Genomic DNA, 24,102 nt, shown 5'->3' on the forward strand with positions numbered 1-24,102 from the left:
AAGCCCGCCGGCTCTCCCCGGGCCCGACGACAGCCGGGGCTGGCAGGAGATCCACCGCTTCCTGCAGAACCACCACGCCCAGCGCGGCGACGAGGGCGAGGCGGACGCCCTGCGGCACATGCTCGCCGCCGGGGGCGTGGAGACGGTGGTGGCGTCGCTGGCCGAGGAGTTCCAGTCCGAGCGGGACGAGCGGGGCGCGGGGCACTGGCTGCGCTGCCTGCGCTACGCCGCCACCGCTCCCACCCCGCCCGAGCGGGACTGGCGGGACGACCGGCTGGGGATCGCGCTCGGGGCGCACGACGGCCGCTACATCCACCTCGACGACACCGAGCGGTGCGTCAACCGGCTGCTGCACGCCCTGTGGTACCTCTCCGAACCGCACACGGAGCCGGACGCCGACACGTGCACGGCCATCGAGCAGGAGCTCGCCTATCTCTCCCTGCGTCATCCTTCCTGGCGCGTCGCGCTCGGCCAGGCGGCCCGCAGATGGCCCGCCGCGGCCCGGGACAAGCGCCCCTCCCCGTACCAGGACAGTGAGGAAGCATGTTCCGTCGCCACCCCCGCGAGTGGGGACCGATCGAGTGGGCCGCGGCCCTGACCCTGGTCCTGGTGGCCGCGGTGGTCGCCGCGCTTCTCACCCTCGGCGCCCGCGGGCCCGGCAGGTGCGGCGACGACCTGCGGGAGATCGACGGGGACTGCGTCGGCGTCACCGAGTACGCCTTCGACGCCGATCCGCGCCTGGCAGGCCTCATCGAAGCGGTGGCGGAGGAGAACGCGAAGGTACGGCGGGACGCCGAGTCCCCCGCCGAGAACAGCGCCAGGATCCCGTATGTGCGGATCGCGCTGATGATGCCGTACACCTCGGACGAGTCCAGCGCGATGACGGTCGACATGATCCGCCGCGGCCTGGCCGGGGCGCTGACCGCGCAGCTGGAGGCCAACAGCGGCAGCGGCCCCCACTACCAGCTGCTGCTGGCGCCCGACGGCCGCAACCTCGACCAGTGGCGTCCCGTCGTGACCCGGCTCGCGGAGCTGGCCGAGGACGAGCGCGCCCCTCTGGTCGGCGTGACCGGGATCCCCAGCAGCACCACCGACACACGGCGGGCGGTCGCCGCCCTGAGCGAGCACGGCATCCCCACCGTCGGGCCCGTCATCACGGCGGCCGACATGAACGCCGAGCACTTCTTCAAGACGGCACCGAACAACGACCAGTTCGCCCGCGCCCTGAAGCAGTACCTCGCCGAACGGCCGCAACAGGGCCGCGGGTTCCTGGTCTGGGACAACCGCAGCGAGGACGTCTACTCGCGCAACCTCCGCCGGGTCTTCGAGCAACACTTCGACGAGCGGTACGACTTCAAGGGGCACAACTCCAACTTCACCGGCTCCTCCGGCCGGGACAAGGGCATTCCCCGGCGGTTCACGGACGCCGTGCAGAAAATCTGCACCGCGCGGTCCGACACCGTCTTCTTCGCCGGGCGGGACCAGGACCTGCCGGCGTTCGTCAAACGGCTCGCGCAGGAGGGCGACTGCGGCCGCGGCTCGCGGCTGCGCCTGCTCAAGGTGGGCATCGGACTCGAACCGACCCTCACCACGGAGGAGACGACCCGCTGGCTGAAGGAGGCGCGGGCCACGATCATCGACGCGTCGTCCGTCGACCCGGCCTGGTGGAAGGGGAAGAACGATCCGCCGCGCGCGCTCGGCCGCTTCCTGGACCGTTTCGACAAGCTGGCCGCACGGCACGGGCTGGGGGCCGACCCGTTGAACGACGGGTACGCGGTGATGTACCACGACGCGTTCACCCTGCTCGCCGACGCCGTCGACCGCACGTACAGCGAGGTCAACGACGGCGGGGACAGGCCTCGGGGGAAGGGTGGCCCGCTGATCCCCTCGAAGAACGACGTCTACAACACCCTGATCATGCCGAGCATCTCGGCGAGCGGTTGCAGCAACTGCCTGCGGGGCGCCGCGGGTTCGTACGGGTTCGAGGGCCCGGGGGCGAACGACCAGTGGGCGGTCTGCAAGCCGGTCCCGATCGTCGAGTACCCGGCCGCCAGGAGCGGGCGGGGGACAGGGGAACCTCTGCCCCTCTACCGCACGTTCAGGGGCGGGGACGACAAAACCTGCCCCGACTGACCACCCGTACGACCCCGCAGAGGCCCGCCCCGTGAACACGCACGAAGAGCACGACATGATCGCCGTCCGGCCGGGCGAGGTGACCCTCTCGGACCGCCGCACGCAGCGCAGATGGACGGTCGATCTCGCGCCGTACCGGCTCGGGGCGCGCCCGGTCACCCAGGAGCTGTACGAGCGCGTCACCGGCCTGCGGCCGAGCACCGCGCGCGGGGACCGGCTGCCCGTCGAGGGTGTCTCCTGGTGGGACGCGGTCCGGTTCTGCAACGCCCTGTCCGAGCGAGCCGGTCTCGCACCCGCCTACGACATCGCGGGTGCCGGCCGTGGTGGTGACGGCGACGAGAGCGTGACGTGGGACGCCTCCGCCGACGGCTACCGCCTGCCGACGGAGGCGGAGTGGGAGTACGCCTGCCGCGCGGGCACGACCGGATCGCACTACGGCCCGCTCGACGACATCGCCTGGTACCGCGGGAATTCCGGGGAGCGCGTCCACGACGTGGGGAGCAGACAGGCCAACCCGTGGGGTTTGTACGACATGCTCGGCAACGTCTGGGACTGGTGCTGGGACGTGTACGACGCCGAGGTCTACGGCAGTTACCGCGTGCTGCGCGGCGGCGGCTGGTTCGACGAGCACTGGAGCTGCCGGGCCTCCGCGCGGCGCCGCAGCCACCCGAGCTTCCGCGTGGACGACGTGGGGTTCCGCGTCGCACGTTCCGCGTCGCGGCCCCCCACCGACCCCGTCAGGGCACCGTGATGTAGCCCGGCGCCGGCAGGCGTGGGGCCGTGGTGGGCTCGTGGATGTCCGCCAGGGCCATGAAGAGGAGGGCGACGGCGAGGGCACCGGGGTCCGGGACGCCGAGGGCGTGGTCCCCGACGTAACTGGCGCGGCCGCGCCGGGGCCGCAGCTCCGCGGTGGCCAGGGCTCCGCGGATGGCCGCCTGGGCCGCCTCCGTCAGCGGTGCCTCGGCGGCTTCCTCCCGCGCGGAGGCGGCCAGCGACTCGGCGGCGGGCGCGAGGGCGTCGACCAGGGTGCAGTCCCCCGGGTTCGCGCCGCCCACCCGGTGGATGGCGGCGAAGCCCGCCTCGGCGGCCTGTGCCAGGGCGGCGGCCGACGGTGCCCCGCCGTCCTTCGGCGCCGCGGACGCCAGGTGCTGGAAGAGGAGGCCGAAGAGCGGGCCGCTGGTGCCGCCGACGTCGTCGAGGAAGGCCTCGGCGAGGGCCGCCGTACCGTCCAGGCCGCGCTCGTCGGCCAGCTTCACCGCGCGCCGGACGCCGCCCGCGAGGTTGTCGCCGAAGTCGCCGTCGCCGACGAGCTGGTCCAGCTCGGTCAGGTTGTCGCGCACCTGGGAGACCGTCAGCGCGTAGCGGTCGAGGAGGGCGCGGTCGCCGCTCGGGGGCCGATGGGCCGCGATGTCCGCCGGGGAGCCGGCAGGCTCCCCGGCGGGCTCGGCCGACTCCTCCGGGGTGAGTGTGGGGCGCGGCAGAATGAGCGGGGTCCGGGTCGGGGCGGTCCACAGTTCGGCCCACCCTTCGTCGAGCCGCGTCACGGTGAGGGAGAAACCGGCCATGTCCAGGGCGGCGGTGAAGGTGCCGGGGACGGTGAACACCGGCCGCAGACCGCGGGCGGTGAGCTCGTCCCTGAGCAGGACGCCGATGGCGTGCAGCTCCAGCTCCGTGGTGGCGCCGAGGCCGTTGACAAGGGCGAGCACGTCACCCGGCCCCTCGGGCAGGGCGTCGAGGAGGTCGTCGGTCATGCGCCGGACGAGGTCGCCGACGGCGGGACGGGCGATGGTACGGATGCCGCGCTCGCCGTGGATGCCGACGCCGTAGTCCAGGGTCCCCGCCTCCAGGGTGAAGGCCGGGCCGACGGTGGTGGGGGAGGTCTGGGCGCGGGCGGCGACCGCGATGCTGCGGGACGCGGCGACGATCCGCCGCCCCAGCTCGGCGAGCTCCTCCAGCGTGGCGCCCCGGTCGGCGGCGGCGCCCAGCAGCTTCTCGACGACCACGGTGGCGGCCGTGCCCCGGCGGCCGGTGGCGCTGTCCGCGCTGTCGGTGGCCAGGTCGTCGTCGACCAGGACCGTGGCGACCGGGATGCCGTCGTGCCGCAGCCGCTCCGCCGCGATCTGGAAGTTGATCACGTCACCGGTGTAGTTCTTGATGATCAGCAGGACACCACCGCTCTTCGCCGCGGCAGCACTCGCCTCGTAGATCTGCCGGTTGTGCGGGGAGGCGAAGATCTCGCCCGGGCAGACGGCGTCCAGCCCTCCGCGCCCCAGGAGCCCGGTGTGCAGGGGCTCGTGCCCGGAGCCGCCGCCCGAGACCAGCGCGACCGTGCGGCCCGGGTGCGGGTCGCGCGCCCGCAGGTAGAGGGGCGAGGTGTTCACCTCGATCATCCCGGCGTGGGCGAGGGCCAGACCGCGGGCGGCGGTCAGCACGGGGTGGGAATCCGGCAGGAAGTAGCTCATCGGTGAGTTTCTCCGTACGTGTGCGGGGTCTGCGGCGGGTGTGCGGTGCCGCAGGGGTGCGGCCCGTGGTCGCGGCGCTCACCATGGACCTCCGTCCGCCATGAAGAACGGCACGCTTCGATACCGGTACTCCACAGTGCCGGTCCACGGACCGCTGTGCGACGCTGTCAACCTGCACCGGCGCGGGTGCGCGAGAGCGCGGGCCACGCGGTGCCTGGCACCCGCCCTACCCATCTTTGCGAGGTCTTTACCCTTGCCGGACGCACGACGCGAGGACTTCGGCCGGATGCTGCGCGCCTGGCGGATGGCGCGCGATCCGCGCCGGCTGCCCGGCCCCGTCCCGTTCCGCGGCCACCGCAGCTACCTCACGCAGCTCGACATGGCCCTGCTGCTCGGCGTCTCCGAGCGCTGGTACCGCGCGCTGGAGCGGGGCGAGGACCGCGGCTACGCGCCGGACATGATCGCCGGGGTGGCCCGGATCCTCGGCCTCTCCCCCGCGCAGACGGACGCCCTGTACCGGGGCGCCGGCTACCGCCCGCCTCCCCGCGTCGCGCACGACGCGCGGCCCGACGAGGCGATGCTCGACCTGCTGCACCAACAGCGCCGGGTGAGCTGGATCTGCGACCAGGCCTGGGACGTGGTCGCGGCCAACGCCGTGGCCGCGCGCCACTGCCCCTGGCTGGTCCACCCGGGGGCGAACGTCATGACCTGGGCGTTCTCACCGGAGGCCCGCTACCAGCTGCGCGACTGGGACACGCGGTGGGCCGCACCGCTGCTGGCCCGGCTGCGGCTGGCCTGGCAGCGCCGGCCGGACGACGACCGCCTCGACGAGGTGGTGCGCACGGTACGCCGCGAGCCGGGCGTCGCCGCGCTGTGGGACGCCACCGCCGACGTCCCGGAGCCCGACGACGCGCGGGCTCGCCCGATGTACTTCCCGCTGGTCGCGCCCGGCCCCATCGACGTCCACGTGCGGACCTACGGACGTTACGACGACACCGCTCTGCGCTGGCTCGTCCTCACGCCTGTGGACACGGCCGTCACCTTTCCCTGACGGGCTCCGGCTTGAGAGATCCGGGTCAGCCGCCCGTCGGGCGGTAGACGGTGAGCGCCTCGGGGAGCTTGTCGATCAGGAGCGCGGCCGGGGCGTCCGCCACCTCACCGTCGTACGCCATCTGCGTCCCCTCGGGCAGCGCGGAGATGACCAGCCGCTGGGGGCGGGCCGCCGCGTAGACGCGGGTCCTGGTCAGCTGGCCCGCCAGCGCCGCGGCGAGCAGCCTGCTGCGCGCGAAGTAGCCGCCGTGGGCGATGCGGACGTCAAGCAGGCCGTCGGCGAGGTCGTGCCGGCGCACCGGGGCGATGCCGACGCTGCGGTAGGCGCCGTTGCCCGCGAAGAGCAGCCATATCGAGCGGCGGCGGCCGTTCACCACCGCCCGCAGCGGGCGGCCCGTGCGCAGGATCTGGAGGACGCCGAGCAGGGTGGCGGGCGGGCCGCCGATCTTCGGGGACCAGTGTTCCCTGCTGCGGACGAGGTCGGGGTAGCTGCCGAGGCTGAAGGTGTTGAGGAAGTAGGAGGGTTCGGCGGGGGTCCTGCCCGCCGGGCCGATCCCGGCCAGCGGCTTGACGCGGCCGACGTCGACGCGCACCGCGCTGCCGTCGGCCACGGCCGCGCAGGCGTCCGCGACCGTGTCGACGCCCAGGTCGGCGGCGAAGTGGTTGAACGTCCCGCCCGGCAGCACCATCAGCGGCACCTTGAACCGCAGGGCGGGCGCCACGGCGGCGTTGATCGTGCCGTCTCCCCCGCACACCCCGAGGACACCGCCGCGCCGGGCGGCGTCCCTCGCCGCCTCCTCCAGGACCTTGGGCAGGGCGCCCGCCTCCTCCTCGTACAGCACCACCTCGGCGCGCGGCAGGGCGGCCCTCAGCTGCCGCACGGGGTCCGCGAGTTGGGGCTGCGCGCCGGAGGAGGGGTTGACCACCACGACGAGGCCCTCGCCCTCCGGCAGGGCGGGCGCGTCGACGCGCGGGCGCGCGGGCGGCGGCAGTTGGGCCCGCGTGGGCACCATCCCGCGCACCGCGTAGGCGGCGCCCACGCCGAGGGCCGCGCCGACCAGGACGTCCCTCGGGGCGCGGCCGCCGCGGACGCGGGAGTACGCCACCGAGGCCGCGACCGGGGCGAGAGCCGCGCCCCAGCCCGCCGACTCCAGCGCGGCGCCGGTCGCGAAGGCGGCGGCGGAGGTGGCGTGAGCGGACGGGTAGGGGCCGGTGAGGGGCTTGCGGGGCAGACGGCGCAGCAACGGCGCCGCCTCCTGGGCCGGGCGTGACTCGCCGACGGCGTGCCGGCCGAGGGCGTTGACGGTGGCCGAGGCCAGTGCCAGGGAGGTGACGCCGCGCACCGCCGCGCGCCGTCCCCGCACACCGCCGAGCCCCCACATCCCGGCGGCGATGCCGCAGAACAGCAGTCGGTGGTCGGCGCCGAGCAGTCGCCGGGCGCTGTGCCGCAAAAGATCCTTCATGCCCTCCCGTATACCCCGGTTGCGGTCCGCGAGGCCAGCACGGCGAGCCAGGAGATCAGCAGCTCGTTGACCTCGGCGGGGCGTTCCTGCTGGACCCAGTGGCCGCAGCCGTCGAGGAGGTGGGAGGCGCTCAGGCCGGGCAGGGTCTCGGGGAACGCCGCGATCGCGTCGGCCAGCCAGGTGGTGGAGGCGTCCAGGGCGCCGCCGATGAACAAGGTGGGCGGGGTCAGGGGCGCGCCGTTGAAGGGTGCGAGGTCGGCCCAGTCGCGGTCCATGTTCCGGTAGCGGTTGAGGGCGCCGGTCAGTCCGGTCCGCTCGAACTCTCCCGCGTAGACGTCGAGAGCCGCCTCGTCGAGCCAGCCGGGCAGGTGGCCGACGGGGAAGCGGTCCCGCAACGTGCCGTCGCGGCCGACAAAGTGCGGGTCGGGCGCGTCCGGTCCCGGCATCGTGTCGGCGGAGAAGGCGGCGTAGAAGCCCGCGAGCCAGCCGCGGACGTCGGGCTCGATCTCGGCCTCGGCGCGGCCGGGCCGCTGGAAGTACGAGACGTAGAACTCCTCGCCGCCCTCCTCCGGGGCGCCCATCGCCGCGAACACCTCGCTGGGACGCGGGCCGCCCGGCGGTGTGTAGGGCACGGCGAGGAGGGCGGCCGCGGTGAAGACGTCCGGCCGGACGAGGGCGGAGTGCGCGGCGATGGCGGCGCCCCAGTCGTGGCCGACGATCACCGCGGTCTCCTCGCCGAGCGCCCGCACGACGGACGCGCTGTCCTCGACGAGTTCGAGCATGCGGTAGGCGGCCACGTCGTCCGGTCTGCTGGAGCGGCCGTACCCGCGCACGTCCACGGCGACCGCCCGGTATCCGGCGGCGGCCAGGGCCGGCAGCTGGTGGCGCCAGGAGTACCAGGACTCGGGGAAGCCGTGCACCAACAGGACGAGCGGCCCGGCCCCCTGCTCCACCAGGTGGATCCGGCCGGCGGGCGAGGGGACCAGACGGTGCGTGCGGTCCGTGGCGGGTGACGAGGGCTGGGGCATACGGGTCCTCCTGGGGCGTCTGCTGCCGCGTGGCTTCGCTCAGGAGTATGGGGCGCCCGGCAGGACATACGCGATCTCCGTTGCCGCTTCGGCAAACCGGGCGACGGTACATCAAGTCGGTTGCTTGCGCCGGGGGTTGACATGCCCGATGGCCGGAATACGTTACATGCAATATGGAGCATGCCGTCGACCAACCGGGGGCCCCGTGACACCGACCAGTGACCAGCGAGCACGGCCCGGTGACCGACGACCGCGAGCGTGCGATCTCCTGCTGTCGCACGGCCACGTCGTCACCGTCGACGACCGCCGCGCGGTGTACGAACCGGGGTCCGTCGCCGTCGTCGGGGGCCGGGTCGCCGCCGTGGGACCGGCGGCGGAGGTCGACGCGGCCTGGCGGGCGGCCAGGACCGTGGACTGCCGGGACCGGGCCGTGCTGCCGGGCTTCACCGACGGGCACACGCACCTGTTCCAGGCCCTCGCCCGCGGCCTCGGCGAGGGCCTGCCGATCTGGCCGTGGCTGTGCGAGTTCATGTGGCCGTACTCGATCGCCGTGGGCCCGGACGACGCCCGGATCGCGGCGACGCTCGGCGCGGTGGAGGCGCTGCGCTCGGGCATCACCACCGTCGTCGACAACCACTACGCTCCCACGGACGTCTCGACGGTCCTCACCGTGGCCGACGCCGTCGAGGCGGCCGGGCTGCGGGGCGTCATCGCGCGCGGCATGCTCGGCGACCGTACGGCCGTGGCGGCGGCCCGCGGCCTGCCCGAGGAGCTGTTCCGCTACTCCACCGCCGAGGAACTGGAGCTGACCCGCGCCTGTCTGACGGAGCGTCCGGCCGGCGGCCGGGTGGGCGTGTGGCCCGCGCCGCTGAACCTCAGTTACGTCGACCAGAAGCTGGTCACCGGCGCGGTGGCGCTGGCCGAGGAGTTCGGCACCCGCTGGCACACGCACTGCTGCGAGGGCGCGAAGGACCCGGCGAGCTATCTGGACGCGTACGGAGTGCGTCCCGTCGAGTGGCTGGAGCGGGCGGGGCTGCTCGACGAGCGGGCGACGCTCGCCCATGCCGTGTGGCTGGACGACGACGAGATCGCCTGGCTCGGCGGGCGCCGCGCCGGGGTCGCGCACAACCCGGCCTCCAACGCCTATCTCGCCTCCGGCGTCATGCGGCTGCGGGCGCTGCGGGAGACCGGGGCGGTGGTGTCGCTCGGCACGGACGGGCCGAGCGCCGGGCACCGCCAGGACATGTTCGAGGTGATGAAGCAGACCCTCTTCGGGCAGCGGCAGCACACCCTCGACCCGGCCGTGCCGCGCGCCGAGGACGCCCTGGAGCTGGCCACCCGCGAGGGCGGCCGGTACGCCGCCGCGGGCGCGGGCACCCTGGCGGTCGGCGCGCCCGCCGATCTCGTCGTCGTGGGGCTCGACCGGCCGCATCTGCGTCCGCTGCACCGCGCCGTCACGACGCTCGTCTACGCGGCGCGCGGCTCGGACGTCGACATGACGATCGTCGACGGAAGAGTCGTCTTCGAGGACGGGCGCTGTCCTCTCGTCGACGAGGAGGCGCTGCTCACGGAGGTCCAGGAGCGCGCCGACCACCTGGTGCAGCGGGCCTCCTTCGGCGCGCTGCGCATCCCCTGGCGGTGCTGAACCCTGCCCGTCCGCGGCCTCGCACGTGCGCCACAAGTCACGCCCGTCGGGCGGAGGGAGAACGCACATGCCCCACCGGAAAGCGCATGACAGAGACGACCACGGGGACGACCACCCAGCCGGGGACAGGGATCCGGTCGAGGCGGTGCCGTCCGCGTGGCGGCTCGCCGTGTACGGGCTCCAGCACGTCCTCGCCTTCTACGCCGGGGCCGTGGTCATGCCGCTACTGGTGGCCGAGGGCATCGGGCTGTCCGGCGACGACATCGGTCGGCTGGTCAACGCCTCGCTCCTGACGTGCGGCATCGCGACCCTGCTCCAGTCCGTGGGGCTGCCGGGCGTCGGAATCCGGCTGCCGGTCGTCCAGGGGACGTCGACGACCGCGGTGCCCTCGCTCGTCTCCGTGGGTCTCGCGGCGGGCGGCGCGCAGGCGGGGCTGCCGACGGTGTTCGGGGCGGTGATCGCCGCGGGGCTCGCGCTGTTCGTCATCGCGCCCGTCTTCAGCAGGCTGGTGCGGTACTTCCCGCCGCTGGTCACCGGGACCATCGTGACGATCGTGGGCATCACCCTGCTCGCGGTGGCCGCGCGTCAGGTGGGCGGCGGCGACCCGGCGGCGGCCTCCTTCGGCTCGCCCGCGCACCTGGGCCTGGCCGCCGTCACGCTGGTCGCCATCCTGCTCCTGAACAAGCTCTCCCGGGGGTTCCTCGCCACCGTCGCGGTCCTCGCCGGCCTCGCGATCGGCACCGGCGTCGCCGCGCTCACGGGGCGTACGGACTTCTCCCGGATCGGGGACTCCGCCTGGCTGGGCGTGGCGGCTCCGCTGCACTACGGCATGCCGCGGTTCGACGCCGTGGCCGTGCTCTCCCTCTTCCTCGTGATGGTCATCATCGCGGTGGAGTCCATCGGGCAGTTCTTCGCGGTCGGGCGGATCGTGGGCCGGGAGGTGTCGGGCCGGCACGTCATCCGCGCCCTGCGGGCGGACGGGCTCGCGACGGCCGCGGCGGGAGCCCTCAACTCCTTCCCCAGCACGGTGTATTCGCAGAACATCGGCCTGATCCAGCTGACGCGGGTGAAGTCGCGCTGGATCGTCGCGGCGGGCGGCGTGATCATGATGGTGCTCGGTCTGGTGCCGAAGGTGGGCGCCGTGGTGGCCTCGATGCCGACGTCCGTCCTCGGCGGGGCCACGATCGTGCTGTTCTCGACGATCGCCGTCGTCGGCGTGCAGATCCTCGGCCAGGCGGACCTGAGCGACCAACGCAACACCATCCTCGTCGCGGCCAGTGTCGGCGTGGGCTTCCTGCCGACGGCGTTCCCGCAGTTCGCCGAGCAGATGCCGGGGCGGCACCTGCACGCGCTGTTCGAGAGCGGCATCATCCTCGGCACCCTGACGGCGGTGCTGCTCAACCTCTTCTTCCACCATCTGAGGCTGCCGAGGTCGCCAAGGCCGCCGAGGCGGCAGAAGAAGGCCGCGCGCTCCATTGACCGGTCTGAACATTACATGCAACATGAAGAGCGGTCGGCCAGTACCGATACGCCGGTCAACGAGGCGCCATGACAAGGGGGTTGAGGATGTCCATGGAGCGGGTGGTGACACAGAGGGCGGTCAATCCGGTGGCGGCGGGGAGCCTGCTGGCGGAGCGCGCGTACGAGGAGCTGAAGGGCGCCGTGCTCGCGGGGCGGCTGCACCCCGGTGACGCCCTGTCGGTACCGGCGCTCGCCGTGCAGATGGGCATCAGCCGCAGCCCCGTCCGCGAGGCCGTGCAGCGGCTCATCCACGACGGTCTCGCCACGCACGCCGCTCACCGGGGTGCGGTCGTCGCCACGGTCGACATCGAGGACGTACGCCAGTTGTACGTCGTGCGCGAGGTGATGGAGGGGTTGGCGGCGCGCCTCGCCACGGAGCGCCTCGACGCGGGCACGGTCGCCGAGCTGCGGCGCCTGCTCGAACGCCATGAGACCGTCGTGGCCTCGGAGTTCGACGAGCGGGCGCACATCGAGATGGACATGGCCTACCACCGGCTGATCCGCGAGGCGGCGGGCAACGACCACCTGACCACCGCCCTCGACACCATCCAGGGCAAGGCACACCTGGCCCTGCACTCGCTGTGGCGCAGCCCCGAGGCGCCGCGCCTCGCGGTGGACGAGCACCGGCGCATCTTCGAGGCGATGACGGCGGGCGATCCGGAGGCCGCGGAGCAGGCGGCCCGCGACCACATCAGGCGGCTGCGGACCCGGCTCTCCCAGGCGGTCACGGCGGAGGCGGCGCCGGGCGGCGCCGGCCACCGGGCGGTGCGCCCCATCGCGTAGCCCCGTACCGCCCATTCCCGCCCCACAGAAGGGATGTGACTGTACGTGAGTACCGCCACCGGAGTGCGAGGTGGCGTCGGCGAGAGCGTCCGGCGCCCCGACGGCAGGCTGAAGGTCCGCGGCGACTTCGCGTACGCCTCGGACCTGCGCCGGGACGGCATGGTGTGGGGTGCGACGCTGCGCAGCCCGCACCCCAGCGCCCGCATCCTGCGCCTGGACGCCACTCGCGCGAGGCGCCTGCCGGGGGTGGCGGCGGTGCTCACCCACGAGGACGTGCCGGGGCGCCCGCTGTACGGCATGAAGGTCGCCGACCAGCCGGTCCTCGCCGCCGACCGCGTGCGCCACCAGGGCGAGCCCGTCGCCCTGGTGGCCGCCGACCACCCCGAGACGGCGCGCCGCGCGCTGCGGCTGATCGACGTGGAGTACGAGGAGCTGCCCGCGCTCACCGACCCCGAACACGCCCTCGCGGGCACCGGTCCACTGGTCCACGAGCGGCGCGTGGACGGCGGCGCGGGCAACGTCGTACGCCATGTCCGCATCCGGCACGGGGACCTGGCGGCCGCGCGGGACGCGGCGGACGTGGTCGTGTCGGGGACGTACGAGGTCGGCATGCAGGACCAGGCGTTCCTCGGCCCGGAGGCAGGGCTCGCGATCCCGGCCGAGGACGGCGGCGTGGACGTCTACGTGTCCACGCAATGGCTGCACGACGACCAGCGACAGGTGTGCGCGGCGCTCGGACTGCCGCCGGAGAAGGTGCGGTTGACGCTCTCCGGGGTGGGCGGCGCGTTCGGCGGACGCGAGGACGTGTCGGTGCAGATCCACGCGGCGCTGCTGGCGCTGCACACCGGCCGTCCTGTGAAGATGAGCTACCACCGCGAGGAGTCCTTCTTCGGCCATGTGCACCGCCATCCGGCGAAGATGTGGTTCGAGCACGGGGCGACGCGGGAGGGGAGACTCGTGTTCGTGAAGGCGCGGCTGCTCTTCGACGGCGGCGCCTACACCTCCACCTCGCAGGTCGTCATCGCGAACGGCTCGTACTTCGCGGCGGGCGCCTACGACGTGCCGCACGTGGAGATCGACGGCTGGTCGGTGTTCACCAACAATCCGCCGTGCGGGGCGATGCGCGGCTTCGGTGCCGTCCAGTCCTGCTACGGCGTGGAGTCCAACCTCGACCGCCTCGCGGGCGAACTGCGCATGGATCCGGTCGAGTTGCGTGTCCGCAACGCCATGACGACCGGGACCGTGCTGCCGACCGGGCAGGCCGTGGACGGCCCCGCGCCCGCCGCCGAGCTCCTCGAAAGGCTCCGCGCCCGACCGCTCCCGCCCCCTCCCGAGGGCCCCTTCGGTCTCCCCGGCGGCCTCAACAACACCTCGCACGGCGAAGGCGTCCGGCGCGGTGTGGGGTACGCGATCGGCGTCAAGGCGATCGGCTTCTCCGGTGGCGTCGACGACCGCTCGGTGGCCCGCGTGCGGCTCGGCATGGTGAACGGCGAGCCCGTCGCCGAGATCCACACGGCGGCGGCCGAGTGCGGGCAGGGCATCGTCACCGTGCAGGCGCAGATCGCCCGTACGGAGCTGGGCGTGGACCGGGTCGTGGTCCTGCCGGCGGACACACGCGTCGGCGACGCGGGCTCGGCGTCCGCGTCGCGGATCACGTGGATGAGCGGGGGCGCGGTCCGGGGCGCGTGCGAGGAGCTGCGGGCGAGGATCGCCGGACTCGGTGACCGCCCGCTCACCGAACTCCTTGCCGGACACGGGCCGTTGGAGGCGGAGTACGAGTTCGCCCACCGCCGTACATATCCGGTGGACCCCGAGCGCGGGCAGGGCGACGCGCACATCGCCTTCGCCTTCGCCGCGCACCGGGCGGTCGTCGACGTCGACACGGAACTGGGCCTGGTGAAGGTGGTGGAGCTGGCCACCGCACAGGATGTCGGCAAGGCGATGAATCCCCTGGCGGTGGAGGGCCAGATCGAGGGCGGCAGCGCGCAGGGCCTCGGGCTCGCCCTCATGGAGGAGCTGCGCGTGACGGACGGACGGGTGCGTAACCCGTCCTTCACCGACTATCTGATCCCCACCATCGCGGACATGCCCGCCGTCCCCATCGACCTGCTCGAACTGCCGCACCCCGACGCGCCGTACGGCCTGAACGGCGTGGGCGAGCCGCCGACGCTGTCCTCGACGCCGGCCATCGCCAATGCGCTGCGCGACGCGACCGGCTTACCGCTGCCCCGGGTGCCGGTGCGGCCCACCGACTTCCTCGACCCGGAGAGGGGGTGAGGCGGGCCCTGCCCTGGGTCCCCCAACGGTCCACCACGCGGACACGGTCGGTACCAGCTGGGAAGGAACAAGCACCTTGATCATCGATACTCACATGCACCCCACGAACATCGTGGACCAGGCGTGGCGGCACGACGGATCCCCCTTCACGGGTGAGCGCACCATCGAGATGATGGACGGCCCGTACATGATCAACGGCAAGCCGCGTCGGATCGACTACGGCTGCATCATGCCGCCGCCCGGCAACAGCGTCTGGCAGGACGGGATGCGGACCGGCCGCGAGGGCATCCGCGACTACATGGCGTACATCACCGAACTGGTCCAGCGGTATCCGGACCGGTTCATCGGGAACTTCATGTACAACCCGCGCTTCGGGCCCGAGAACGGCGCGAAGGAGCTGGAGTTCCACGTCAAGGAGTACGGCTACAAGATGGTCAAGCTGCATGCCAACATGCACGCCTACCGTCCCGACCGGGCCCTGGACTGGCTGCGGCCCGTGCTGCGGGTCTGCGACGAGCTGGGGCTCGTCGTCCTCATCCACACCGGGGACGGGCCCTACTCGATCCCGACGCAGTTCTACCCGATCATCCGGGAGTTCAAGGACGTCAACTTCATCCTGGCGCACTTCGGCGTGCAGACGGGCGGGGTGTACTGCTTCGAGGCGCTGTACATGATCCTCGACTCGCCCAACGTGTACGGGGAGTCGGGCTGGCTGCTCCAGTCACGGATCGTGGAGTTCGCCCAGCAGATGGAGCGCCACCAACTGGTGTTCGGCACGGACTCGCCGCCGAACGAACCGGGCATGTGGGCGCGGGAGCTGGAGGTGCTGTGCGGTCCGCCGCCGCAGGGCATGCACCTGTCCGAGGAGGACCTGGAGGGCTATCTCGGCAACAACATGGCCAGGCTGCTGGGTCTGAAGCCCACTCCCCCGCCGCGTGACCAGGCGGAGGCGCAGCTGCGGCTGAAGGACACGTACGCCTCGCTGGACACCGCGGCAGGGTCGTAGGTCCCTGCTGTCCGTTCTTTGCGGGCCGCACCTCGGCGCGCCCCGGGGGCGGCCCGTCCCGCGCTCTGCCCACGACCACGACCGCGCTTACGCCCACGCCCACGCCCCGGCGACGAGAAACGGAGCTCCTCCATGCGACGCATCGGCCACCTCCTTCCCTCCACCTCGCTCGGCGCGGACCGCTGGGCGGTGCGGATCTGCGCACCGGTCGCGGTGGAGACCGCGCATCCCACCGCCCGCGCCGCGCTGCCGGAACACTTGTGCGGACCGGCGATCGCCCGCGCCCAGGCGGCGGAACTGACGCGCGGTGCCGAGCAGTTGGCGCAGGCGGGCGCCGACGCCGTGGTGTGGAACGGCGGCTCGTGCGGGCTGCACGGCCTGGCGCACGCCCGCGCCATCGCCCGCTCGATCGAGGCCACGGCGGGCGTACCGTCCTCCACGGTCACCCTCGGCCAGCTCGACCTGCTCGCCCGCCACCGCCTGCCCTCCCTGGCCCTGGTCACCGCGGGTTCACGGGAGACCGCCGGGCGCGTCGCCGACACGTACGTCGCCGCGGGGCTGCGGGTCGCCTCGGTGACCGCGCTCGGCCTCGCGACGCCCCGGGAGGCGGCGGAACTGCCCGTGGCGCGGCTGCGGCGGCTGCTGCTCGACGCGGACACCGACGAGGCGCGGTGCCTGGTGGTGGCGGGCACGGAGCTGCCGGTGGCGCCGGTGGCCGCGCTCGTGGAACGGGAGCTCGGCAAGCCGGTGTTCGACGGCGCGCGGGTGGCGGTGCACACGGGCCTGGAGCTGCTCGGCCTGCACGTCGACTCCCCCGGGTGGGGACGGCTGTTCACCTCCGACACGCCTGCCGGGGTGTGCTGTGACACGCACTGAGCACGAGACCACGGGCACGCAGGATTTGCGGGCGTTCCTGCGCGCCCACGGCCCCGGCCGGGCCGATGACGTGCTGACCGTGACGGAGGAGATCGCGGGCGAGGACGTGGCAGCGCTGGTCCTGGAGCTGGCCGCGCGAGGCCGGGACGACCTGCTGGTGTGCCCGCGCGTCAAGGGCCTCGGCACGACGCTGGTCACGAACGTCTTCGCGTCGCGGGACCGGCTCGCCCGGCTGCTCGGCACCGACCGCGCGGGGCTGCACCGCGCCTACCAGGCCGCGGCGGCGCGGCGCCGCGAGCCGCGGGTGGTCGCCGACGGGCCCGTCCTGGAGGTGGTGGAGGAGGGCGGCACGGTGGACCTCACCGCCCTCCCCCTGATCCGTCACTTCGCCTCGGACCGGGCCCCGTACATCACGAGCGGCGTCGTCACGGCGGAGGCGCCGCCGGGCGTGCCCGGCCGTGCGGGGAACCTCAGCTACCACCGCTCGATGGTCCACTCCCGCAACGAGCTGGCCACGAGCCTGCATTCGCGCGGCCATCTCTGGCAGCTCCTGCGGCTGGCCGAGGAGCGGGGCGACGTCCTGCCGGTGGCGATGGTGATCGGCGCCCACCCGCTGTTTCTGCTCGCCGCGTCCGCGCGGGTCGGCCCCGACGTCGACGAACGCACCATCGCCGGGGGCCTGTTCGGGGCACCGCTCGACGTCGTGGAGACGCCTCGCCACGGCATCCGGGTGCCCGCGGGAGCCGAATTCGTCCTGGAGGGGTTCATCGATCCGGGGCGGCGGGCGCCGGAAGGCCCCTTCGGGGAGTTCTCCGGCTACTCCTCGGACCGCTCCACCCACAACGTCCTCACCGTGGAGACGGTCCTGCGCCGCCACGACGCCCTCCTGCTGGACGTGGTCGGCGGCAACAGCACGGAGCACCTCAACCTGGCGCGGCTGCCCCGGGAGGCGGAGATGGCCGAACAACTGACGCGCCGCTTCCCGGAGGTCACCGCGCTGCACTACCCCACTTCGGGAACGCACTTCCACGCGTACGTCGCGCTGCGCCCCTCCCGCCCCGGCCAGGCGCGGCAGATCATGCTGGCGCTGCTCGGCTGGGACCCGTACCTGAAGACGGTCGTCGCGGTCGACGAGGACGTGGACGCCACCCGCGACGCGGACGTCCTGTGGGCCATGGCGACGCATCTCCAGCCGCACCGCGACGTGTTCGTCGTCGACGGCCTGCCCGGCAGCCCCCTGGACCCGTCGTCGACCACGGACGGCACGACGTCCCGCATGGCCCTGGACGCGACGAGGGGCCCGGACTTCCACGGCACACGCATCCACCTGCCCCCCGAGCGGCTGACGGCCGCACGCCAACTCCTCGACGGCCTGCCACCGCACGGCTGACCGCCCCCGACATGATGAGCACCATCGCCGCGGCCCACGCGGTGAGCCGGGTCAGGCGGACTCCCGCCCGTAGCGCTCCGCTCGGCGGCTTCGCTTCTCTACGGAACACCGAGGTGCGGATCACCGTCGGCGGCGCGGTCCTCCGGCACTACGCCGACCGTGCCGTCAGCACGTCCGCCAGCACCGTCACACGGCTGTGCGGCAGGTCCTTGGCCGCCGTGAGCGGGGTCAGGCGGCCGGCGCGGGCGAGGTCGTGGAGGCGGTGCTGTGGCGTCTGGCTGTCGGCGGTCGTGAGTTCCTGGCGGGGGCGCTTTGTGGACTCCTCGCAGCGCGCGAGGTCGTGGCCGTACCAGCGGCGCGGTTCGTCCGAGGGGGCCACTTCCTTGTCCCAGGCGTCGAGCGCGGCCCGGGCCCTGTGGCCGGAGCCGGTCGGTGAGGACGCGGGTGCCGGCGTAGACGCGCTTGACCTGTACGTCTAGGCGCGGTTCGTCGTCATGGCGGCATTCTCCGCCGGGCGGCCCGCGCCCGCGCGTGTGACCCGTTCGGGCGAGCAGCGCGGGCCGCGGCCACCGCGTGCTGGTGCAGTGAGGCCATGACGGGACGCATCGGCAGGATCGACCGGCGGCTGTTCGCACGCGTGGCGGCGGCGCGGCTGCCCGGCGCGGAACAGGTGCTGCCGCCGCTGAGCTCCGCCGCGAACCACGGGCGGCTGTGGTTCGGCGCGGCGGCGGTGCTCGCGGCCGTCGGCGGCCCCGCGGCCCGGCGTGCGGCGCGCCGCGGCGTGGGCGCCCTCGCGCTGGCGTCGCTGACGACCAACGCGGTCGCGAAGTACGCCGTGCGGCGCGGCCGCCCCGTGCATGACGCGGTGCCGCTGGTGCGGCGCCTGCCGAAGGCGCCGTGGACGCCGTCGTTCCCGTCCGGGCACGCGGCGTCGGCGGCGGCGTTCGCCACGGGGGTGGCCCTGGAGGCGCCCGGCTACGGCGCCGTCGTCGCGCCCGTCGCCGCGGCCGTGGCCTTCTCCCGCGTGTACGTGGGCGTGCACTACCCCGGTGACGTGCTCGCGGGCATCGCGCTCGGCGCGGCCGCCGCCGCGGTCACCTGCTACTGGTGGCCGCCGCGTCCGGCTCCCGCGCGGTTCGGGCGGACGCGGGCGGCGGCGCCGGTGCTGCCGGACGGCGAGGGGCTGATCGTGGTGGTCAACTCCGGTGCCGGCAAGGGCGCGCCGGGCCGGCCGCCCGCCCGGCAGTACGTGGAACTGCTGCTGCCGAAGGCCGAGATCCTCACCTGCGGTCCGACGGAGGACCTGGGCAAGCTGCTGGACAAGGCGGTCGCGCGGGCCGCCGAGTCGGGCGGAGCGCTCGGGGTGTGCGGCGGCGACGGCACGGTCAACGCCGCCGCCCGCCGCGCCGTGGCGGCCGGGGTCGCGCTGGCGGTGTTCCCCGGCGGCACCCTCAACCACTTCGCGCTGGACGCGGGCACGGCCACGTTCGAGGACACCGCGCAGGCCGTGCGGCGCGGCGAGGCCGTACGCGTGGACCTGGCGCGGGTCCGCGACGGTGACGGCGCGGACGTCACGGGCTTCGTGAACACCTTCGGCATCGGGCTCTACCCCGAACTGGTGCGCAGGCGCGAGAAGTTGGAGGGTCGTATCGGAAAGTGGCCCGCGGCCGCCGTGTCGCTGCTGGGCGTGTTGCGCGACGCGACGCCGCTGCGGGTCCGCCTCGACGGCCACGACCGCGTCCTGTGGCTGCTCTTCGCGGGCAACGGCCCCTATCTGCCGGAGGGCCTCGCCCCCTCGCACCGGCCCTTGCTGGACGAGGGGCTGCTCGACGTCCGTACGGTCGACGCCGAGGCGCCGCTGGCCCGCACCCGGCTCGCCGTCTCCGCGCTGGCCGGTGCGCTGCGTCGCTCGCGGGTCTACCGGGCCGAGCGCGTCGAGCGGCTGCGGATCGGCGGGCTGGACGGCGCGGGCGGGCTGGCGTACGACGGCGAACACGCGGCCGCGCCGGACACCCTGCTCCTCGACAAGCTCCAGGGCGCGCTGACGGTCTACAGCCCGGCCGCACCGGAGGCCGAGATCACCCAGCTCGCCCGGACGGCGTCGCTGGCGGCGGCAGAGCGCCGCCCGGCGTGACCCCGCCCGGCCTGAGAGCGCGCGCTTGCCACGCGCCTCTTGCGCCCAAAGCGCGCCGTTCACTTGAATGCGGCGTATGGCAGGCCGCGGAACGACCCAGCAGCGGGACGAAGAACCTTCCGGCGGCGGGTTGCCACCGACCGCCTGGGCCGTGCTCGGCCTGCTCTCCTTCCCCGGGGAGCGGACCGGCTACGAACTGAAGAAGTGGGCCGACGCCTCCCTGCGCTTCTTCTACTGGTCGCCCGCCCTCAGCCAGATCTACGCCGAACTGCGCCGCCTCGAAGCGCTCGGCTACGCCACCTCGCGGCGCTCAGGGCCCGAGGAGCCGCGCGCGAAGCGGTCGTACGCGATCACCGAGGAGGGCCGCGCCGCGCTCGCGTCCTGGGCGGAGAGCGGGCAGGACGCCGGGCCGCCCGTCCTGAAGCACCCGCTGCTGCTGCGGGTCTGGCTCGGCCACCTGACGGCGCCGGACCACCTGCGGGCGCTCGTGGCGGAGCACATCGCCCGCACCAGGGGCGAGCTGAAGGAGGTGCGGGACGCGCTCGCCCGGGCGGACGGGGCGCGGGAGGCCTGGTCGCATCCGCGGGTCGCGCTGCGCTGGAGCGAGCGGCGCCTGGAGTCGGAGGTGGAGCTGGCGGAGGCGATGCTCGACGACCTGAAGTGCCTGGCACGCCTGGAGCGCACGGCGCGCACGGGGTCGCAGCCGCCGGGTCAACCCGTGGCGGACTCGCCCACCTGAGGGTGACGCGGCTCGCGGCGGCGGCCCCTTCGCCGGTAGGACGGGCGGAGTCAGCCGTCCCCTCCGCAGGGAGCAGCGCACCCGTGAGCACCCGTGCCGTCCTTGTCGCCGCCCTCGTCACCGGACTCGTCCTCGGCATCGTGGGAACCAGAGCGGAAGGTTCCGTTCACCCCCGTCCGGCCGGTTCCCTCACCGAGGCGGGCCGTTAGGCTGCGACATTGCCGCGTGGTTCTCCGTCCTCGCCGCGCGGCCGCCGAGCCGCCGTCGACGGAAGCGAGTAGGCCTTGAACTTCCTCACCATCGGTCATCGCGGGGTCATGGGCGTCGAGCCCGAGAACACCCTCCGTTCCTTCATCGCCGCGCAAGCCGCCGGCCTCGATCTCATCGAACTCGATCTGCATCTGAGCAAGGACGGCGCCCTCGTCGTCATGCACGACGCCGACGTGGCCCGTACGACCGACGGCAAGGGGCCCATCGCCGAGAAGACCCTCGCCGAGCTGCGGGAGCTCGACGCGGGGCACGGCGAGCGCGTTCCCGTCTTCGAAGAGGTCCTGGACGCCGTGCGGGCGCCCCTCCAGGCCGAGATCAAGGATGTGGCGGCCGCGCGCGCCCTCGCCGAGGTCATGCACCGCCGCGATCTGGTCTCGCGCGTGGAGGTGATCTCCTTCCACGACGAGGCGATCGCGGAGATCGCCCGCCTGGTCCCCGGCGTGCGCACCGCGCTCGTCGCCAGCCGCTACGGCACCGACGTCGTGGAGCGCGCGACGGCGGTCGGCGCCACCACGCTCGTCCTCAACATCCGGCGCCTCACGCTGGAGATCGTCGAGCACGCCAAGAAGGCCGATCTGCGGATCATCGGCTGGGTGGTGAACACGCAGGACGATCTGCGCCTCGTGCGCGCGCTCCAGCTGGACGGCGCGACCACGGACTACCCGGACATCAAGCGGACGGGCCGCTTCACGGCGTGAGGTCCGCGCCGTTCACGGCCTGAAGCTCCTTGACGAGGAGTTCGAACTCCAGGTCAGCGCGCTGCGGGATGCCGAAGCGCTCGTCGCCGTACGGGAAGGGCGTCATCTTTCCCGTACGGCGGTAGCCGCGCCGCTCGTACCAGGCGATGAGGTCCTCGCGTACGGAGATCACGGTCATGTGCATCTCGCGGGCGCCCCACTCCTCGCGGGCGACGCGCTCCGCCTCGGCGATGATCATCTTGCCGAGGCCCGCGCCCTGCTCGGCGGGGCTCACGGCGAACATCCCGAAGTAGGCGTGTTCCCCGCGGTGTTCGAGCTGGCAGCAGGCGACGAGCGCGCCGTCCCGTTCGACGGCCAGCAGCCGGCTCGCCGGTGACTCGATGACCTCGACGACCCCACGCGGGTCGGTGCGCTGCCCTTCCAGGATGTCCGCCTCGGTGGTCCACCCGGCGCGGCTCGCGTCCCCGCGGTACGCCGACTCGATGAGGGCGACGAGCGCGTCGACGTCGGCGGGGCCGGCGTCGCGGAAGGTGATGTCACCGGTGAGGGCGCGCGGGGCGGTTTCCATCGACGGGTTTCTCCGATCTGGGCGGATCCGGGCGCGGCGTGCTGCTCCGCCGAGCCTAACGCGGCGCTAGGGTGCGGCCGCATGGTGCATGTACTGAGCAGCAGGACCCTTCTCCAGCCCACCGACCCGGAGCGTTCCCGCGCGTTCTACGGCGAGGCGCTGGGCCTCGCCGTCTACCGCGAGTTCGGCACGGGCCCCGAGCGCGGCACCGTCTACTTCCTCGGCGGCGGCTTCCTCGAACTCTCCGGCCGCTGCGCCACCCCGCCCTCGTCCGGGCTCCGGCTGTGGCTCCAGGTGCCGGACGTCCACGCGGCGCACGACGAGCTCGTCGAGCGCGGCGTCGAGGTGGTCAGGCCGCCGGTCAAGGAGCCGTGGGGCCTGGTCGAGATGTGGATCGCGGACCCGGACGGCCTGCCGATCGTCCTCGTCGAGGTCCCGCACGACCACCCCATCCGCTACCGGCCGGGGATCTGACCCGGGCGTCCCGGATCCCGCCCGCCCCTCCGGCCAGGTGTGAAGCACGTCACACGATTAATCCATTCGGGATGCAGGGGTACAAGGCCACGGGTACGGTCCGCAGAAGATCCAGAAAGATCTTCTGTCGGCCCCGGCGGCGGCCCCGACAGCCGTGACACAGCACTGAAGACGATCTCCCAGAGTCTTGGAGTGACATCACATGGCAGCTCCCCGGATCCTCATCGTCGGCGGCGGTTTCGCCGGCATGGAGTGCGCTCACAAGCTGGAGAAGAAACTCGCGCCCCACGAGGCGGAGCTGCGGCTGATCAGTCCGACGGACCACCAGCTCTATCTGCCGCTCCTGCCGCACGTCGCCTCCGGGGTGCTCACCCCGCAGTCGGTCGCGGTGCCCCTGCGCCGGATGCTGCGCCGCACGGCGATCGTGCCGGGCGGCGCCATCGGGATCGACCCCGAGGCGAAGGCCGTGATCGTGAAGAAGATCAACGGCGAGGAGGTCGTGGAGCGCTACGACTATCTCGTCCTGACGCCCGGCAGCGTCACACGGCAGTTCGACATCCCCGGCGTCGACAAGTACGCGGTGGGTGTCAAGACGCTCGCCGAGGCCGCCTGGATCCGCGACCACGTGATCTCGCAGCTGGACCTGGCCGCGGCCAGCTCGCACCGCGAGGAGCGTGAACAGCGCCTCCAGTTCGTCGTGGTCGGCGGCGGGTACGCGGGCGTGGAGACGGCCGCCTATCTGCAACGCCTGACGTGCGCCGCCGTCAAGCGCTACCCGGGCCTGGACGTCTCGCAGATCAAGTGGCACCTCGTGGACATTGCCCCGAAGCTGATGCCGGAGCTCGGCGAGCGGCTCGGCGAGAAGGCGATGGCGATCATGCAGCGCCGGGGCGTGAACGTCTCCCTCGGGGTGTCCGTGGCCAAGGCGACCGAGGACACCGTCACGCTCACCGACGACCGCGTCCTGCCCTGCCGCACGCTGATCTGGACCGCGGGGGTCGCCCCCAGTCCGCTCATCGCGACGCTCGGCGCCGAGACCAACAAGGGCCGCCTCGTCGTCCGGCCGGACCTGACGGTGCCGGGTCTTGACGGCGTCTTCGCGCTCGGCGACGCGGCGGCCGTGCCGGACGTCGTCAAGGGCGGCGACGCCATCTGCCCGCCGACCGCGCAGCACGCCATGCGTCAGGGCTGGGCGGCGGCGAAGAACGTCGTATCGGCCCTGCGTGGCCTCCCGCTCGCCGACTACCGGCACAAGGACATGGGCCTGGTCGTGGACCTCGGCGGCATCCAGGCGGTGTCGAAGCCGCTCGGCGTGCAGCTGACCGGGCTGCCCGCGCAGACAGTGGCGCGCGGCTACCACCTGGGAGCCCTGCGGACGCTGACCGCCCGCTTCCGGACGGCCGCCAACTGGGGGCTCAACGCGGTCGCGGGCAACGACTACGTCCGCACCGGTTTCCAGGCCCAGCGCCCCGCCACGCTCAAGGACTTCGAGATGACGGACGCCTACCTGTCACGGGAGGAGATCGGCAAGCGGGTCGCCTCGGCCGGGCTGTGACGGCGGGGCGGGCGGCAGCGTGAGGGTGCG

21 protein-coding genes and 1 pseudogene are annotated in these 24,102 nt (G+C 73.5%); 17 read left to right on the forward strand and 5 right to left on the reverse strand.

What is annotated here, in order from left to right:
* Positions 1–118: 118 nt before the first annotated feature.
* From ACOBQB_RS14525 to ACOBQB_RS14535, 3 genes are read left to right on the forward strand one after another with little or no spacing between them, the layout of a single operon-like run.
* A complete protein-coding gene (locus ACOBQB_RS14525) occupies positions 119–598 on the forward strand; it encodes a hypothetical protein (RefSeq protein ID WP_423592037.1) in 480 nt (159 codons plus the stop codon).
* Complete coding sequence (locus ACOBQB_RS14530; RefSeq protein ID WP_423592038.1) at positions 544–2,133, forward strand: ABC transporter substrate-binding protein; 1,590 nt, start codon at positions 544–546, stop codon at positions 2,131–2,133. Before ACOBQB_RS14525 ends, ACOBQB_RS14530 begins: the two co-directional genes overlap by 55 nt.
* 55 nt (positions 2,134–2,188) lie before the next feature.
* On the forward strand, positions 2,189–2,884 hold the full coding sequence (locus ACOBQB_RS14535) for a formylglycine-generating enzyme family protein (protein WP_423598478.1): 696 nt from the start codon (positions 2,189–2,191) through the stop codon (positions 2,882–2,884).
* On the opposite strand, the gene ACOBQB_RS14540 is transcribed toward ACOBQB_RS14535, so the two are convergent.
* Positions 2,871–4,595 (reverse strand): dihydroxyacetone kinase family protein, encoded by a 1,725-nt coding sequence (locus ACOBQB_RS14540; RefSeq protein WP_423592040.1) that lies wholly within the window; start codon positions 4,593–4,595, stop codon positions 2,871–2,873. The genes ACOBQB_RS14535 and ACOBQB_RS14540 overlap by 14 nt on opposite strands.
* A gap of 253 nt (positions 4,596–4,848) precedes the next feature.
* On the opposite strand from ACOBQB_RS14540, the gene ACOBQB_RS14545 reads away from it, so the two are divergent.
* Positions 4,849–5,646: a helix-turn-helix domain-containing protein gene (locus ACOBQB_RS14545; RefSeq protein WP_423592041.1), complete on the forward strand. Its 798-nt coding sequence runs from the start codon at positions 4,849–4,851 to the stop codon at positions 5,644–5,646.
* 25 nt (positions 5,647–5,671) lie between these two features.
* Here ACOBQB_RS14545 and ACOBQB_RS14550 read toward each other — a convergent pair whose 3' ends face one another.
* Entirely contained in the window at positions 5,672–7,108 is a 1,437-nt protein-coding gene (locus ACOBQB_RS14550) for a diacylglycerol kinase family protein (RefSeq protein ID WP_423592042.1), read from the reverse strand.
* Positions 7,105–8,136 carry an alpha/beta fold hydrolase gene (locus ACOBQB_RS14555; protein ID WP_423592043.1) on the reverse strand — a complete coding sequence of 344 codons (1,032 nt, stop codon included), beginning with the start codon at positions 8,134–8,136 and terminating at the stop codon, positions 7,105–7,107. The genes ACOBQB_RS14550 and ACOBQB_RS14555 overlap by 4 nt, the downstream gene beginning before the upstream one ends.
* 205 nt (positions 8,137–8,341) lie before the next feature.
* Between ACOBQB_RS14555 and ACOBQB_RS14560 the strand changes: the two genes are divergently transcribed.
* The 7 genes from ACOBQB_RS14560 (at position 8,342) to ACOBQB_RS14590 (ending at position 17,634) form a co-directional block, all read left to right on the forward strand.
* Positions 8,342–9,781, forward strand: coding sequence for an amidohydrolase family protein (locus ACOBQB_RS14560; protein WP_423592045.1), 1,440 nt, complete (start codon positions 8,342–8,344; stop codon positions 9,779–9,781).
* A 67-nt stretch (positions 9,782–9,848) separates the two neighbouring features.
* Positions 9,849–11,333, forward strand: coding sequence for a nucleobase:cation symporter-2 family protein (locus ACOBQB_RS14565; RefSeq protein ID WP_423592047.1), 1,485 nt, complete (start codon positions 9,849–9,851; stop codon positions 11,331–11,333).
* Between the two features lie 32 nt (positions 11,334–11,365).
* On the forward strand, positions 11,366–12,085 hold the full coding sequence (locus ACOBQB_RS14570; protein WP_423592049.1) for a GntR family transcriptional regulator: 720 nt from the start codon (positions 11,366–11,368) through the stop codon (positions 12,083–12,085).
* A gap of 45 nt (positions 12,086–12,130) precedes the next feature.
* Positions 12,131–14,362, forward strand: coding sequence for a molybdopterin cofactor-binding domain-containing protein (locus ACOBQB_RS14575; protein WP_423592050.1), 2,232 nt, complete (start codon positions 12,131–12,133; stop codon positions 14,360–14,362).
* Between the two features lie 76 nt (positions 14,363–14,438).
* A complete protein-coding gene (locus tag ACOBQB_RS14580; RefSeq protein WP_423592051.1) occupies positions 14,439–15,368 on the forward strand; it encodes an amidohydrolase family protein in 930 nt (309 codons plus the stop codon).
* A gap of 132 nt (positions 15,369–15,500) precedes the next feature.
* Positions 15,501–16,244 (forward strand): hypothetical protein, encoded by a 744-nt coding sequence (locus ACOBQB_RS14585; protein ID WP_423592053.1) that lies wholly within the window; start codon positions 15,501–15,503, stop codon positions 16,242–16,244.
* Positions 16,231–17,634 carry a UbiD family decarboxylase gene (locus ACOBQB_RS14590; protein WP_423592055.1) on the forward strand — a complete coding sequence of 468 codons (1,404 nt, stop codon included), beginning with the start codon at positions 16,231–16,233 and terminating at the stop codon, positions 17,632–17,634. The genes ACOBQB_RS14585 and ACOBQB_RS14590 overlap by 14 nt, the downstream gene beginning before the upstream one ends.
* A 148-nt stretch (positions 17,635–17,782) precedes the next feature.
* On the opposite strand, the pseudogene ACOBQB_RS14595 reads toward ACOBQB_RS14590, so the two are convergent.
* Positions 17,783–18,040: pseudogene (locus ACOBQB_RS14595) on the reverse strand (DUF488 domain-containing protein); the annotation flags it as partial.
* Positions 18,041–18,226: 186 nt separating this feature from the next.
* Here ACOBQB_RS14595 and ACOBQB_RS14600 point away from each other — a divergent pair.
* From ACOBQB_RS14600 to ACOBQB_RS14615, 4 genes are all read left to right on the forward strand, one after another.
* Positions 18,227–19,768, forward strand: a complete 1,542-nt coding sequence (locus tag ACOBQB_RS14600; RefSeq protein WP_423592057.1) for a bifunctional phosphatase PAP2/diacylglycerol kinase family protein — start codon at positions 18,227–18,229, stop codon at positions 19,766–19,768.
* 76 nt (positions 19,769–19,844) lie between these two features.
* Positions 19,845–20,507 (forward strand): PadR family transcriptional regulator, encoded by a 663-nt coding sequence (locus ACOBQB_RS14605; protein WP_423592059.1) that lies wholly within the window; start codon positions 19,845–19,847, stop codon positions 20,505–20,507.
* A gap of 83 nt (positions 20,508–20,590) precedes the next feature.
* Positions 20,591–20,716: a hypothetical protein gene (locus tag ACOBQB_RS14610; protein ID WP_423592060.1), complete on the forward strand. Its 126-nt coding sequence runs from the start codon at positions 20,591–20,593 to the stop codon at positions 20,714–20,716.
* Between the two features lie 75 nt (positions 20,717–20,791).
* Complete coding sequence (locus tag ACOBQB_RS14615) at positions 20,792–21,475, forward strand: glycerophosphodiester phosphodiesterase (protein WP_423592062.1); 684 nt, start codon at positions 20,792–20,794, stop codon at positions 21,473–21,475.
* Here ACOBQB_RS14615 and ACOBQB_RS14620 read toward each other — a convergent pair.
* On the reverse strand, positions 21,465–22,043 hold the full coding sequence (locus ACOBQB_RS14620; protein ID WP_423592063.1) for a GNAT family N-acetyltransferase: 579 nt from the start codon (positions 22,041–22,043) through the stop codon (positions 21,465–21,467). The genes ACOBQB_RS14615 and ACOBQB_RS14620 overlap by 11 nt on opposite strands.
* Positions 22,044–22,124: 81 nt before the next feature.
* Here ACOBQB_RS14620 and ACOBQB_RS14625 point away from each other — a divergent pair, with 81 nt between their 5' ends.
* A complete protein-coding gene (locus tag ACOBQB_RS14625; protein WP_423592065.1) occupies positions 22,125–22,517 on the forward strand; it encodes a VOC family protein in 393 nt (130 codons plus the stop codon).
* Positions 22,518–22,719: 202 nt separating this feature from the next.
* Complete coding sequence (locus tag ACOBQB_RS14630; RefSeq protein WP_423592067.1) at positions 22,720–24,072, forward strand: NAD(P)/FAD-dependent oxidoreductase; 1,353 nt, start codon at positions 22,720–22,722, stop codon at positions 24,070–24,072.
* The last annotated feature ends 30 nt before the right edge of the window (positions 24,073–24,102 follow it).

Origin of the sequence: Streptomyces sp. G5(2025), from assembly GCF_049542075.1 — a bacterium.
In the GTDB taxonomy this organism is placed as follows: Bacteria; Actinomycetota; Actinomycetes; order Streptomycetales; family Streptomycetaceae; genus Streptomyces.